Origin of the sequence: Aedoeadaptatus nemausensis (assembly GCF_903819165.1) — a bacterium.
In the GTDB taxonomy this organism is placed as follows: Bacteria; Bacillota; Clostridia; order Tissierellales; family Peptoniphilaceae; genus Aedoeadaptatus; species Aedoeadaptatus nemausensis.
Map to the genome: position 1 here is coordinate 61,628 of NZ_CAIJCS010000026.1, position 14,538 is coordinate 76,165.

Here is a 14,538-nt window from a genome sequence, read left to right on the forward strand (position 1 = left end):
AATTATTCTTCTCCTGCTTCGTCCTTTTCGTAAATTTCGCGACGTTTCTTACTCATCTTCAAGATGGTTTCGTTTTCTACGAGATCGAATTCGCGACCGGTTTGTTCCTTGATTAAGTCAACGTTGTTGAGCTTAACGTTCGGGTTCCATTTACGTTCCGGAGCTTTAACTTCTTCGCCAGCCATTTGGTTCTTCAACATAGCCAATGCGCGGATTGCGTCTTCTTCACAGAGGGTGTTGTTTTCGAGAATTTCGTTTTCAATACCTTGTCTGGACTTGTTGTTGTCGACCATAGCTACCATGTATTCGTTACCGGTTACAAGTGCACCTTGGACGGCACAGAAGCTCATACCGACAACGGGGATACCGCGAAGACCTACTTGTTCGTGGTGAGAACCGAAGTCGATGTGGTTGTTACCGAAACCTTCAGTGGTGATGATAACACCGTCGGGGTTGATAGCTTCAACGGTCATACCGAGACGTTTGGATACATAGAATTTTTCAGTATTGGCTTGGGGAGAACCTACAAGCATAACACCGATTAAGTCGATTTCGTCGTCAGCCAATGCTTCGAGTACCAAGGGTTCTCTGAAGTAGTGTCTGGACATTTCCTTAGATGCCGGTCCGATACAGGTTAATGCGTGAACGCCGCCGTCTAAGATTTCGAGCGGAGAAAGCATAATCGGAAGGTTACCTAAGTCGACGTTGGGGTGACCACCTAACCAGCCACAGGGTTCGATGGGGAGCAATAAGTTGTCGTGCATTGCGCCTTGACCCATGATTTCCTTAATAATAAGGACTTTCTTGCGGCCGTCTTTGCGAACGTGAGAGAATTCTTCGCTGCGAACAGGTTCAGCTTCAAGCTGCTTAAGTGCTTGACGAATTTCGTCAACCATGTGGTCTGCTGCGTGGTGAGCGGACATGGGTCCACGACGTTCCATGTTGGTCTTCGCTTGAATGGTAACTTGACATTTAATGAACATTTCGCCTTCGTCCGGGCTTCCGGGACGACCGAACATAATGTTTCTGTCCATTTCACCTTCGGAAGAACCGAATTCACCGATTTGAACGCCGCCTTCATCGGTACCGGTCAGCATCATGATGGCGCCGTCGATAACGCGAGTAACGCCTGTACCTAATTCGCCTTCTTCTTTAGTAGCGATCGGTTGAACGTCCATAATGGTTTCGGAGTATTCATCGTAACGATCCGGGGTGATGATGTCGATCTTGAAGTCTTTAACGAGTTCTTGAGAATCGATAACTTCTTGTTCGATACCTTCGCGGATATAGAGCGTGGTGCCTTCGATTTTGGTTTCGGGACCGCGTTCAATTTTTTCGATGGTGTAGTAGTCTTTTCTTAAGTTACGAATTTCGTGGGTTTCACCTTCGATGAATTCGTCTTTAGCGAGTTCTGCGGGAGCTTGTGCACCTGCTGCTGCAGCTGCTGCTTGAGCGCCTGCGCCTACGCCGGAGCCACCTACTACGGGGAAGCTGATTTCAATGTTTTCGCCCTTAGCGATCTTAATGTTAGCATAGCCTGCTACGGAAGGTGCTTCTGCTGCGGGAGCTGCTGCTTCTGCTACGGGAGCTGCTGCTTCTGCTGCGGGAGCTTCTTCTTCTGCGGGCTCTTCACCGAAGGGAACTTCGGGAAGGTCTTCCACTAAATCTTTTGTTAAGGGGGTTAAAGAATCAACCGTTTTCTTAAGTTTCGCACCAATAACTTGGCCGATAGTGAGGGTTTCGTCGGTGATTTCCAACAAACCTGTGTCTTCCAGGTCGCCGAAAATCGCGGGGTCTTCTAAAATAGAAGGCTCTACGACTTCACCGGCTTCGAATCGGCAACAGGTTACAGCAGGATCATTTAAATGCTGCATTGCCGTTTCTTTGGTAATAGACATATTCTTCCTCCTTTTTTGCTAATCGGGATGCGACGGATCACATCTCCATCGGATCGAACAATTTCCATCCTAATGAACGACTGAGTACGATCGGAGTCGATCAACTCATCGTTGTGTCACAATTATATCAACAGATGAAAAAGAGGTCAAATATGACAAATAACTCCAAAATCTTTTTAGAAAAAAGTTTTTTTGACCGAAAATACGGGAAAAGAGACCGGTCTCTTTTCCCGTATTTTCCTTCGGCACATCTGATACCGTTCATTTATCAACGTTTGTTAATTTTTAATTTTCCCGATAAAAGGCATTTTCTATTCAAAATATTTCTGTATTGATTAGATCGATAGCCTAGCTTTTTTGTCTATATCCATTTAAAATGAACTATAGATAAATAAATAGACTTCCTGAATCGATCTATTGCCCTCTATTCTATTGAAGGAAAGTTTCGGATCTCTGTCCAATTAGCCGTATACCGGGAAAGAAATTTCGATGTTTTCGCCTTTTGCAATTTTCAGAGTTGCATAGCCCGTTACCACAGGTGCAGAACCTTGTGCAACCGGAACGGTTTCGAATTGCGCTTCTCCCTCAGCTGCTTCAGCTTCTTCCTCTTCTCCTTCTTCGCCGAGTGGTGTTTCGGGGATATCTTCTAAGAGATCTTTTGTTAGAGGCGTTAAGGAATCGACGGTTTCTTTTAGTTTCGCGCCGAGTACTTGACCGATGGTTAAGGTTTCGTCGGTAATTTCGAGAAGACCGGAATCTTCAAGGTCGCCGAAAATCGCCGGGTCTTCCAGGATGGAAGCTTCGACGAGTTCGCCAGCTTCAAAACGACAGCATGTTACGGCCGGATCGTCTTTATGTTGTAGTGCAGTTTCTTGAGTAATAGACATAATAACCTCCTAATGATGTCGAATGCTATGCCTCGACTTGAAACAAAGGGCTCGGCATTCGGCCGACGCCATTTATTCTTACAACAAGATTATAGCAAGATAAATTTTTCAGGTCAAATTCATTTTTTCGATAAATATTTTCTATTCTCTCGGAAGATGTATTATTAAAATCTATACCGGACATTTTTTCACTCTATGATTCATAGCCGATATTTTCTTTCGATCTTTTTTAGAGAACAATTGCAATATAGATGTAGCTTATTGATTTACACTATACGCACTCGCTCTCTATATAATGTATCTATAAATCAGTTTAGAGGAATTTCTATGTTAAAATATAGATACTATATTCCTTACAAATTGCAATAAAATGCCCACTTCATAATTTTCGTTCAGCCATTATCAGCCAGGAGGATTCTATGGATTTCAAACAAATCAACGCTTTTGTAAATGTGGTGAAATACAAAAGCTTTTCCCGCGCAGCGGACGCCGCGTTTTTAACCCAACCTACTATTTCCGCCCACGTGATCAGCTTGGAAAAGGAGTTGGGCGTCATTTTACTCAATCGCAATCGAGGCGAAGCGGTGCTCACTGAAGACGGCAAAAAGCTTTACAGCTACGCCGTGGAGCTTATGAATATTCGCGATGAAGCCCTCAGAGAAGTGAAAAAGGATGTTCGCGAAGACATTGCCGGCGTTTTATCCATGCAGGTGTCTTCCGTTATCGGAGAATCCTGGCTGCCGAAGCATTTATTGGAATTTCGGGAAGAAAATCCCTTCGTCCGCTTTTTCATCGATCAATCGGACAGCGACATTGTGGAAAATAATTTGCTGGCCGGTCAGGGAGACATCGGATTTTTAGGAAAGAAACCCAACGCCGCTCTCGGATCCGAAAAAGTGCTTACCGATCCCCTCGTCTTAATATGCCCTAAAAACGAAAAGTACATGGCCATGTATAAGAAAGACAAGACCATCAGCATTAAGGAGATCTTAGGGGAAAACTTTATTTGGCGAGAAGAAGGCTCCGCCACTCGCCGCCAATTTGAGAAGGAAGTGGAAAAGCTAGGGTACTCCAGCTATCAATGGGGCATGAGCGCCCTTTTAACCCATATCGAATCCATTAAAAAATGTGTGGAATACGGCCTTGGGATCTCCGTCATCTCGAAAATTTCCGCCTACGAAAATTATGAGGCTCGCAATTACTTAATTTTTAAGATTAAAGAGTTGAATATGAGCCGAGATTTTTATATGGTATGGAATAAGAATACGGTCTTGTCTTTACCGGCACAGGCCTTTAAAAAATACATTCACGACAAGGTGGAATCGAAATGACTATATCAATGAAGGAAAAATCTAATTACCTGCGGAAGCTTCCCCAGGTTAACGACGTGCTCGAGAGTTTAAAGGCGGAAAACATGGATCCCGTAGCGTTGAAAGACGCCGTGCGGGAGGCCATCGATTCCGTGCGCCGCGACATTCTTCAAGCGGAAGACGAATCTCCTCTCGAATCCCTCGCTTCTTTAGAGGAGATTCAAAAAAGGATTTACAGTAAAATAAACGATCAGATGACGCCGAATTTGCGACCGGTGATTAACGCAACCGGCGTCATTTTGCATACGAATCTCGGCCGCTCCCTCTTGAGCCGGAAGGCGCTCGAGCGCATCGAAAAGCTCACACCCTCTTACGCCAATTTAGAATATGCCATCGACGAAGGACGTCGAGGCAGCCGCCACGATATTTTAAGCGGCCTCGTCCGCGATATTACAGGCGCAGAAGACGCCATGGTGGTCAACAACAATGCATCGGCCGTGCTCCTCGCTATCAGCGCCTTAACTGACGGCGGCGAAGTAGTCGTGAGCCGAGGGGAACTTGTGGAAATCGGCGGATCTTTCAGAATCCCCGAAATTATCGAACTCTCCGGCGCCCATTTAAAGGAAATCGGCACCACTAACAAGGTACACCCGAGAGATTACGAAAAGGCTGCCGCATCGGAAGAAGCCGACGCGATCTTAAAAGTCCACACCAGTAACTTTAAAGTGGTGGGCTTTACCCAAGAAGTGGAACTCGAGGAATTGAGGGCTATCGCCGACGAACACGACCTCCCCTTAATTTACGACTTGGGAAGCGGCCTGATGGATTCCCTATCCGATGTGGGAATTTACGAGCCTACGGTTCGAGAAGCTTTGGCCTCCGGCGCCGACCTCGTTCTCTTCAGCGGGGATAAACTTCTAGGTGGCCCTCAGGCGGGCATCGCCATCGGCAAAAAAGAATACATCGACCGCATGAAGCGCCATCCCCTGGCGCGGGTAGTGCGCATGGATAAAATGAGCTTTGCGGCTCTCGAGGCGACTCTGGAATCTTATCGCAATCCCAAGGCGGCCCGGGAAGAAATTCCCACTCTCGCCATGATCACGAAATCTCTCGACGAAATTAAAGACGAAGCCGAAGCTTTAAGAGACGAACTGATTCGCTTGGGCTATAGGGCGGAAGTCGTCGAAGATAAGAGCCAAATCGGCGGCGGCTCCTGCCCCGGCGAAACTTTGGACACCTATGTAGTAAGCGTAGAGGATAAAAACTGTTCCGCATCCCAATTGGAACACGCCCTCAGAATGCACGAACCCGCCATTATCGGGCGCATCGCCAAGGATCATTTACTTTTAGATCCCCGCACACTCCAAAAGGGCGACTCCAAAATCATCGTCGACGCCTTCGATTATATGAGGTGAAACTATGAAAAACGTCATCGTCGGCACGGCGGGCCACGTGGATCACGGAAAGACCACGCTCCTAAAGGCCCTGACCGGCGTCGATTTAGATACATTAAAAGAAGAACAGAAGCGGGGCATTACCATTAACCCCGGCTACAGCACGCTGGAAAACGACCGCAACATGGATATCGGCATTATCGACGTGCCCGGCCACGAAAAATTCGTCCATAACATGCTCACGGGCATCGGCGGCGTGGACCTGGTGCTCCTCCTCGTCTCGGCAGAAGAAGGCATTATGCCCCAGACCCGGGAGCACTTTGAAATCGTAAAAGCCCTGGGCTCGGATAAGGGCATCGTCGTCATTACGAAAACCGATCTCGTGGATCCGGAGTTCGTCCCCATGGTGGAAGATGAAGTAAAGGCTATGGTGAAGGGAAGTTTTTTAGAAGACGCCCCTATGATCTCCGTCTCCGCCTACACAGGAAACAATATCGATAAGCTTCGAAATGCGATTTTAGATATGGCGGAGACCATCGAGGGACCACCGCGAGATAAAAGCCTCGCCCGCCTACCCGTGGACCGAGTCTTTACCATTGCAGGCCACGGCACAGTGGTAACGGGTACCCTGGTCGAGGGATCCATCGAAAAGGGAGATACGCTCTCCCTCTATCCTTCCTTAAAAGAAACGACGGTCAGAAGCATTCAGGTTCACTCCAAGGAAGCCGATGCGGCCTATGCGGGCCAAAGAGTCGCCCTTAATCTGACACTGAAAAAAGAAGACATCGCCGTCGGCGACGTACTCGCTCCCCCGAACGCTCTGCCCCTTACCGAACAGGCGGACGTTTCCATCGCCATGTTTAAATCTACGGAAAAAGTTCTGTTAAACTCTTCCCGCGTTCACGTAAACTACGGGAGCGGCGAAGTTCTCGCACGAGTCATTCTCTTCGGCGACGACGAGCTTCAACCCGACGAACAGGGCTATGGCCAACTTCGCTTTGAAGAGGCCATCCCCCTTCGAAAAGACGATCCCTTTGTCCTGCGCTTTTTCTCGCCCGTAGAATCCATGGCCGGGGGCAAGGTGCTGGAAGTGAAGCCGAAGCGCCATAAGCGCCGGAATCTCGCCGTTATCGAGGAACTGAAGAAAAAGGAAAACGGCGACGACGAAACCGTCCTCTCCCTGGCACTCGCCGAAAACCGCTACCGCTACGATTCCGACGAAGCCCTGGCCCACCGCTTGGGCTTTACGCCGGAGCGATTTGACGAAGCCTTAGATGCCCTTCAAAAAGAAGGCGTTGCCGTCCCCCTCATCGAAGGAATGACCATCCACAAAGATACAGTGGGGGGTGTATTCTTAAGCGTACAAGATATTCTCGCCCGCTACCACGAGGAGTTTCCACTGGAAACGGGTATGCCCAAGCAATCCCTTCGCCATCAATTGCAACAGGTGGAACATTTAGATGACGACCGCCTCACCGACGGATTTATTCAGCTCTTCTTTACCATGCACAAGCTGGTAGACCATGGCCTTCGCGTAGAGGAAACGGGCTTTACCGCCACCTTGACACCGGAACAGGAAAAACAATGGGATGCGGCGGAAAAAATCGCCTTAAAGGCCGGCTTCGAATTTGCAAACGACGACGATTTTAAGCGCGTAGGTAAAAAATACGATCAGATCCTTAAATTTATGACCGAATCCGGCACCCTCATTAATCTCCCCAACGGTCGCATTCATAAAGATTACTTCGACAAGGCCGTGGCCATGGCCATGGAAATGATCGAAAAAGACGGATCCTTAAAACTCGCCGATTTCAGAAATGCCATCGACACGTCGAGAAAATACGCCGTAGATATTCTGGATAAAATGGATGAAATGGGCTACACCCTATTTAAAGACGGGATTAGAGTGAAGGCGTAAACCTTTTACCCCCCATTTTTATAATGAAAGTAAGATTACAATTTCTTTCCTCGGAGGTGCTTTATGGAAATGTACGCTACAGCTCCTATCGTCGGCTTTCTTGCCGTCATCGTCACTGCCATTTTGGTTGTCCTCATTCTTCGAAAACTATTCTCCAAAAAATAATATGAGAGAGATCTAAACGCCCCCTTCGGGGCGTTTTTTTGTTGAGGAAAAGGGAGGATACTCCCAGAGAAACTAAAGAAAAGCATGCAAAAAGACGCAGGTCTCCCTGCGCCTTTTTCGCTTTATTTTAAAAGCATGAGATTGAATAGATGATCTTTATCCTTATTATCTATCTGTAATTTACAACAAGGTGTGCAATACACCGTCTCGACATTGATTGGGAGTTATAAAGAAAGGAATATTGTTACAATCTCTGAGCAGACGAGATTCGATATAACCCGCCGGTTCTTTCGGGAATATGGAGCTGTCATACATATTCCCCAAACCGGAGGTGATTTTTACGAGAATGACCCGCGGTTTCCCCGGCCGTTCTCTATCATAAAATTCTTCCTTTTCACTCCGCATGGATTGAAGGTCTTTTAATTCTCTTCTGATTTCATCGACGATGCGATCTGTACTGCGGTGCGCCGCTTCCAGCCCTTCCGCCGTCCGGCCTTCTCCCGGTTCAAAGAGATAGTCGATGTGGAGAATGAAGTCATCAGAAGAGGGAGTACCCGCCTGATTAAAGGCGACGCGCTCTTTTAAAAGTCCTTCCGAGGAACCTATATTTGAAGGCTGGAACCCCGTCTTCGCTTCGACTCCCGTACTCATGACGGTAATCCCCGTTAAACAATGGGTTATGCCTCGCCCCAATGGGCCGCGGTTTTTAACGGCAATGGGCGAAAAATCTAAATTGGAATTAACGAACCAGTCCACATCTCCAGGTTTTAAAAAACGAACGTCGATTCCGCGAATACGGCTTTCCGTTTCGACGATGCGCGTCTCAATTCCCTTTCGAAGGGTCAAGTGTCCCCGCTCGATCGTCGTCTTCTCGCCGAAAGCCACCGAGGTGATGCGGAAATTTTTCTTCGTCAGTCGATGTTTATCGATAGGTTCATCCGCCAACTCTACGGGAAGTTTTCCTTCTCGCTTCAGCTTTAATTTTAATAAGCCCACTGCTTTTTGAGCATCCAGATCGGTTACATTGTTTTGGCCAACCATGCAGGTTTCGTAACCCGACGCTTCTTTATTAATGTCGACGATCGTATCCACGTAATTATTGGTGGCGACCAAACGACCTTGTTGTCCTAAATAGCTTACGCCAACTGAGGGAATGCCTCGCTTACCCAGTTGTTCGATGACGTTGACAAAATCCAGATGATGGTTCCCCCATCCGTCGATGGCGACGATGGCGCCGTCAATTTTAAGCGCCTCTGCCAATTCGCCCGTGCGAATAGCGGTAAAGACTTTGTCGTCAAACACTTCACTTACGCCATTAACGATGATGCCCGGAAAGTCTAAATCCTCATCTTCGGCCAGACATTTCGTAATCGGACAACGGTAATGGTGGAGCGTCGTCATTTTAATACTTGGACCTAAGCCCATAAATGCCCCCTTTCTAAGAAAGCTGCCACAATGTGACAGCTTTCTATAGATGCATTAGACGTTATGACGATATTCGTAGGGGAGCATTTCGGTTTGGTTATAGCTCGGGCAGTCGCGAACCCATTCGAGGGAATCTTTTAAGATACCCATTTGCATTTCCACATTGTTCGGTTCACCGGCATTGGATCCGATGGGCACGTGGGCTGCGGCGATACGAGGAGCGCCTTGTTGTCTTGCGATAGGCGGAAGGGCCGCGATAACCACACAGCTCATGCCGGCTTCTTCACAAGCACGGGTAACGATCGTTGCCGAACGGTGGCAGGTACCGCAACCGCCGGTACAAAGAACGATGTCTACGCCTTGATCTTTAAGTTTCTTTGCGATTTCAGGGCCGGTTTCTTCGCGGAATTTTTCCACGTTTCCGCCGCCGCCCATAAAGGTGTAGGTTTCTTCGGGCAAAGAGCCGATGAATCCTTCTTCTACTAATTCATGGAGACGATCGATGGGGAACATGGCGTTGACGTCTTTGTTAATGTCGGAGTTGTCGAAGCCGCCGTGGGTTACCATCAATTCGCTCGAGGGAGTATCGAAGGGAATTACACGATAAGAGTAATCGCCGGAAGTGTTGAACGGTTTATCCTTTTTATTATGGATACCGCCTGCCGTAATAAATGCTACTTTACATTCGCTGAGGGGTTTTTTCAGTTCATTGAAAACTGCTTTTGGAATAATAGGAACAAAAATCTCAGATCTTAGTCCTTCCTTTGTCGTTAAAGTCATTTCAGTCCTCCTTCATAACTTGCTTTAATCTGTAATGACTTGCGCTTTGCTTAAATAAAATTCGACGGGTAATCCTTCTTCTAATACCACATTCGTAATCATGGTGCGTCTGGGCACGCGAATCCAACCGAGGTCACGGTTCATCTTGACTTCGATGGCCGTATCGTTAACTTCGCTGATCGTACCGCTTACGATACAAGGTGAAGGTTCTTCTTGATTTACGAGATCATAGACATCGTTATCGAAAGGCTGATCCTGCACGGTAATGTAACTGTAGTAAAAGCTCAGCTTACGATCGCGCTCAAACTCTTCGATATTTAAGATCATGTCCTTACCTATCACCAGCACACCCAGTCGTCCGCTCAAGTGAATTTTCAACTTGTCGCCATCGATGGAATCAAACTTTTTTATCTTACCCGTTACCTTTACCGGTTGAATTTGATACTTCATGGCTTAGTGATCCGTACCGCTTTCTACAAGTTTGCTTTCAGGTAAACCTAAAATCTTGTTGTTTTCGTTAATAACGTCGTGATTCCATTTCTTTTCGGCAGGAAGAATTTGAACGCCTTCGATTTTGTTCTTAAGCATTTGAATAGCTCTTGTAGCGACTTCCGGAGTAATGCAGTTACATCCGGCGATGTCGTTTTCAAATCCGCCTGCGTCTAAGTTTTCTTCTACCATGGCATCGGCATATTCGTTACCGACGACTAATTGACCTTGGTAAGCACAGAAGGAAACGCCGACGACGGGAATACCTCTGGAACCGGCTTGACCGATGTGTTCTACAAAGTCGATATGGTTGTTACCGAAACCTTCAGTGGTGATGATAACGCCGTCTAAGGATAGGGAGTCTAGAGTGGAGCCTAAACGTTCGGAAACCCACATTTTTTCGTCATTGACTTGGGGAGAACCGATTAAGCAAACGCCTACTAAGTCGATTTCATCGTCTTCAGCTAAACCTTCGATAAGTGGTTCGCGAATGTAGTGGCGCGTCATTTCTTTCGTTGCCGGTCCGATACAGGTTAATGCGTGAACGGCACCGTCTCTGATTTCGTTGGAGTTTAATACGAGAGGAACATTTCCTAAGTCTACGTTCATACGACCGCCTGCTACGCCGCAAGGTTCGGCGGGGCACAAGCAGTTGTCGTGCATGGCGCCTTGACCCATGATTTCTTTTACGAGTAATACGCGAGGTTTACCCGGGTGACGAACGTCTTCGCAAAGCTCTTCTTTAACGACTTCGCCTTCGTAGTCTTTCAATTCGTTACGAACTGCTTGAATAATGTGGTCTTGGCATTTGTGTGCAGCCAAGGGACCCGGTCTGGTCATACCGGTTAAGCGTTCGACGACGGCGTGGCAACGAATGATAATGTCGTTTTCATCGGCACAGCCGGGGTGACCGAAGAACATTTGCTCATCTAAGTAACCTTCCGAGGAACCGAATTCGTGAATTTGAACGCCGTCTTCGTCAACACCGGTGAGCATAAAAACTGCACCGTCGACGATTTTGGTTACGCCTTCGCCCAGTTTGCCTTCGATCTTGGTAGCGATGGGCACGACGTCCATAATGGTTTCAGTTTCTACGTGGCGGTTATCGGGATGGATAACGTCGAGTTCCAGACTTTTAACGAGAACGTCTTCTTTAAGAGCTTCTTTTACGATGTTTTTATCGATAGTAATGACACCGTCTTTGATCGAGGTTTCGTCGCCGATTTTAGCGTCGGTAATTTTAATATGTTTTTTTACGAGTTTATGAAGTACCTTTTTTTCGCCTACGACAGGTGCAGTCGGAGCGCCTGCGAATGCACCCGGTGCACCGCTTACGCCGCCTACGGGAACTTCAAGCTTCAATCCGTCAAATTTTTCAGCTTTGCCGATTTCAATACGAATCATGCCGCTTCCTCCTACGGGACCTTGAGCCACAGTTGTTTTTTCTTCTTTTTGAGGCTTTTCTTCTTCTTTTTCCGGTTCTTGAACTGCATCGACCATGTCGGCAGTAATAGAGATCAACGCTTCCGCGTCATCTTTCAATGTAGAACCTAAAACTTGTTCAATCGTCAAACCGTTATCGGTCAATTCGATCAAGCCGGCATCCACTAAATCGGGGAATAAACCGGGATCTTCTAAGTTTTCTGCTGAAATCTTCGTCCCCTTCGGGGTGCGGCAACAAAAGACAGCAGGATCTTTTAGATGCGCTTGTAGTTGTTCATTGGTTAGTGACATTTACAGCCTCCTTAGCACTACAATTTTCAGGAAATGAATATGTCTACTCTCACAAAGGCAGGAGTAGCCTTTGTATGCATTGCGATTCCGAGGAATTATTCTAACGAACAGATTTAACCGTCGATTTTCTACGGATCCTTTTAGAAAATCTGCACCGCGAAAGCTAAATGATCAAACTCTTTCCCGATTTTAAATTAAAAATGTCGAGTATAGAGATCCTCCTCGTAAGGAAACGGCTTATTTTAGCCTTTATCGCCCCTGCATGACTACATGATAACAATCTATGAAATAATTAGTCAATAACTTTGTTACGATATTAAAACTTTCTATTATCTCTGTTCCCTATTCGTATTTTTAATCTATACCTGTATTCGATTTTTCTATAGATGTTTTCCTATCCTTCTCTCATAATCATTGTAATTACTGATTCCTAGCTTTCTCCATGTTTTCATATTTTCATAAGACCACATTCATCATCATTTAGCTATTGTATACCAGTCACATTTCCATCTTTTTCTTCTTTATAATTTTGAGCTTATTCGAGCACAAAAAAAGAACCCGATCATAAGATCAGGTTCTTGATTTTTATTTTCTGCCTTCTTTACGAACTTTCAGTTTCAAGAGGGCGATGGCTTTTCTTGCGTCCATAAGATCTACATTGTTTTCACCGACGACTTCCGTCTCGATGCCCTGTTCCGATTTGTTAATATCGACGAGGGTGTTCATGTATTTGTTCTTTACGACGAAGGAAGCCTGTGTTCCCTGGAAGGTTACGCCGACAGTGGGGATGCCACGTTTGCCGAGTTCTTCCCAGGTATTGGCGAAGTCGACGTGGGAGTTGCCCCAGCCGTCCGCCGATAGGATGACGCCGTCTGTACGCATCCCTTCAATCCAGGATGCGGCGCGGGTACCCACAAAGTATTTATCTTCATTGTCTTGGGGCGTTCCGACGAGGACGACACCTTGAAAATCGATGTCCGTGTCTTCACCTAAAAGTTCCACGATGGGATCTCTAAAATGGTGTAAACTGGTTTCTTTTGTCGATGGACCGATGCCCATAATCTACCCCCAATCTTTGGTTTACAGGGCGTTTTCGTCAAATTTACGAATGAGCGGCATGCCCATGGTGCGAAGTGCCGTATCCGTAGCGTGGTTAACCTCGAGACCTGCCTTGGGAGCCGATGCCATAACGGTGTTGGAGCAGTCGGTGCAGTGGCCGATAAGAACAGATTCGCAGCCTTGTTTTTTGAATGCGAGGATGTGTTCAGCTTGGCCGGGGCAGTTTCCGGGATCTTTACATTTGTAAGTGCCGTTCTTTTGTTCTACGGCGTTTTTACATACGCGGTAATCGATAGGTTCTTGACCTAAGGATTGAGCGATTTCGTAAAGTCTTTCCTTAGCCGGACCGCATGCACATTGGATAATGCCCATGGGGCCTTTTGCTTCTTGGAAAGGTTCGGTAGCGGTTACGCCGCCGTATAATTTGTAAATGGAGTTGTTTTCTTTGTTGCGACGACCGGTGTAGGGTCCGCCGATTAAGATTTCGCCGACGGGTTCGTCGAGACCGCCGAAGTCTTCGACAATATCATCGATCATCATGCCGTAGGGAATATGAATAACTTCTTTTTGTCCCTTTTCGGTGAATTTCTTAAATTTACCTGCTACGGTAACGTATTTATCGATACAGGGTTTTAAGTCCTTAACCGCATGGTGGATGCAGCAAAGGGTTTCGATATTAAATACGACACAGTTCGCTTCAGCAGGAAGTGCACCCGGGGGAAGCAGTTTGTTGACGGTATCGCGAACGAGTGCGCGTTCTTCACCGACGGGATAAATGTTTCTTAAGGGAAGGATGCGGATATCTTTGATTCCTTTTTCCTTTAAGATGCCGTTAATGTGTTTGATTTCTTCTTTATGTTTGAGCTTAATACCGATAATACCCTTGGTAGCACCGGTGGATTTCATGGCAATTTGCATACCGCTGATAAGCGCATCGGTTTCTTCCATGATTTGCGTCATGTTGTGATCGAGGATGGGCTCACATTCTGCTGCGTTACAAAGAATATAGCCATCTTTTCCTTTGAGATCGGTGTTCATTTTGACATAAGCGGGGAAACCTGCGCCGCCCATGCCGAGGATGCCGGCCTTGCGGACGGTTTCAGCATCGTCTTTACCGGGCTCGAGTTTTACGTAATCGTCGTTAACGCTGGGATTGCCTTCAGCTTCAACGGTAATGTAATCTTCTTGTACATCGGTTACGGTACCGGTAACGGAGGTGTGCAGGGGCACACTTAATTTTTCCGGTTCATAGTCGGCGATGACTTGACCGCGTTTAACTTTATCACCTTTTTTAACACATGTTACCGGCGGTGCACCGACACCTTGTTTTAGAAAAAACTTGAACTGTCTTCCCATATCTACACTCCTTACTAGATCTAGTATCCTCCAAAACGGAACGGATTTGGAAGAAAATCGTTTTCTGTTGGATTATGGCTATTCAACCTCATTTGAATTATAGCAATCACCTTTATTTCAGTC

11 protein-coding genes are annotated in these 14,538 nt (G+C 46.7%); 3 read left to right on the plus strand and 8 right to left on the minus strand.

Annotation, left to right across the window (positions count from 1 at the left end):
• Positions 1–2: 2 nt before the first annotated feature.
• Together prdA (PEPTYR26121_RS07550) and PEPTYR26121_RS07555 are read right to left on the minus strand one after the other, a co-directional pair.
• Positions 3–1,898, minus strand: a complete 1,896-nt coding sequence (prdA, locus tag PEPTYR26121_RS07550) for a D-proline reductase (dithiol) proprotein PrdA (RefSeq protein ID WP_180500717.1) — start codon at positions 1,896–1,898, stop codon at positions 3–5.
• A 461-nt stretch (positions 1,899–2,359) separates the two neighbouring features.
• Positions 2,360–2,785 carry a sugar transporter gene (locus tag PEPTYR26121_RS07555; protein WP_180500719.1) on the minus strand — a complete coding sequence of 142 codons (426 nt, stop codon included), beginning with the start codon at positions 2,783–2,785 and terminating at the stop codon, positions 2,360–2,362.
• A 419-nt stretch (positions 2,786–3,204) separates the two neighbouring features.
• Between PEPTYR26121_RS07555 and PEPTYR26121_RS07560 the strand changes: the two genes are divergently transcribed.
• Genes PEPTYR26121_RS07560 through selB form a run of 3 tightly spaced genes read left to right on the plus strand, consistent with a single transcriptional unit; the run spans position 3,205 to position 7,407 of the window.
• On the plus strand, positions 3,205–4,116 hold the full coding sequence (locus PEPTYR26121_RS07560; RefSeq protein ID WP_180500721.1) for a selenium metabolism-associated LysR family transcriptional regulator: 912 nt from the start codon (positions 3,205–3,207) through the stop codon (positions 4,114–4,116).
• On the plus strand, positions 4,113–5,510 hold the full coding sequence (gene selA / locus PEPTYR26121_RS07565) for an L-seryl-tRNA(Sec) selenium transferase (protein WP_218956343.1): 1,398 nt from the start codon (positions 4,113–4,115) through the stop codon (positions 5,508–5,510). The genes PEPTYR26121_RS07560 and selA overlap by 4 nt, the downstream gene beginning before the upstream one ends.
• Before the next feature lie 4 nt (positions 5,511–5,514).
• Positions 5,515–7,407 carry a selenocysteine-specific translation elongation factor gene (gene selB, locus PEPTYR26121_RS07570; RefSeq protein WP_180500723.1) on the plus strand — a complete coding sequence of 631 codons (1,893 nt, stop codon included), beginning with the start codon at positions 5,515–5,517 and terminating at the stop codon, positions 7,405–7,407.
• Between the two features lie 345 nt (positions 7,408–7,752).
• On the opposite strand, the gene PEPTYR26121_RS07575 is transcribed toward selB, so the two are convergent.
• From PEPTYR26121_RS07575 to prdC, 6 genes are all read right to left on the minus strand, one after another.
• Positions 7,753–8,997, minus strand: coding sequence for a glycine/sarcosine/betaine reductase component B subunit (locus tag PEPTYR26121_RS07575; protein WP_180500725.1), 1,245 nt, complete (start codon positions 8,995–8,997; stop codon positions 7,753–7,755).
• 54 nt (positions 8,998–9,051) lie between these two features.
• A complete protein-coding gene (prdB, locus tag PEPTYR26121_RS07580) occupies positions 9,052–9,777 on the minus strand; it encodes a D-proline reductase (dithiol) protein PrdB (protein WP_180500726.1) in 726 nt (241 codons plus the stop codon).
• Positions 9,778–9,801: 24 nt separating this feature from the next.
• Positions 9,802–10,227 (minus strand): CBO2463/CBO2479 domain-containing protein, encoded by a 426-nt coding sequence (locus PEPTYR26121_RS07585; protein ID WP_180500728.1) that lies wholly within the window; start codon positions 10,225–10,227, stop codon positions 9,802–9,804.
• A gap of 3 nt (positions 10,228–10,230) precedes the next feature.
• Complete coding sequence (gene prdA / locus PEPTYR26121_RS07590; RefSeq protein ID WP_180500730.1) at positions 10,231–12,000, minus strand: D-proline reductase (dithiol) proprotein PrdA; 1,770 nt, start codon at positions 11,998–12,000, stop codon at positions 10,231–10,233.
• Positions 12,001–12,585: 585 nt separating this feature from the next.
• On the minus strand, positions 12,586–13,059 hold the full coding sequence (locus PEPTYR26121_RS07595; RefSeq protein WP_180500732.1) for a glycine/sarcosine/betaine reductase component B subunit: 474 nt from the start codon (positions 13,057–13,059) through the stop codon (positions 12,586–12,588).
• 21 nt (positions 13,060–13,080) lie between these two features.
• Positions 13,081–14,442, minus strand: a complete 1,362-nt coding sequence (gene prdC, locus PEPTYR26121_RS07600) for a proline reductase-associated electron transfer protein PrdC (protein ID WP_425484719.1) — start codon at positions 14,440–14,442, stop codon at positions 13,081–13,083.
• Positions 14,443–14,538 lie beyond the last annotated feature (96 nt).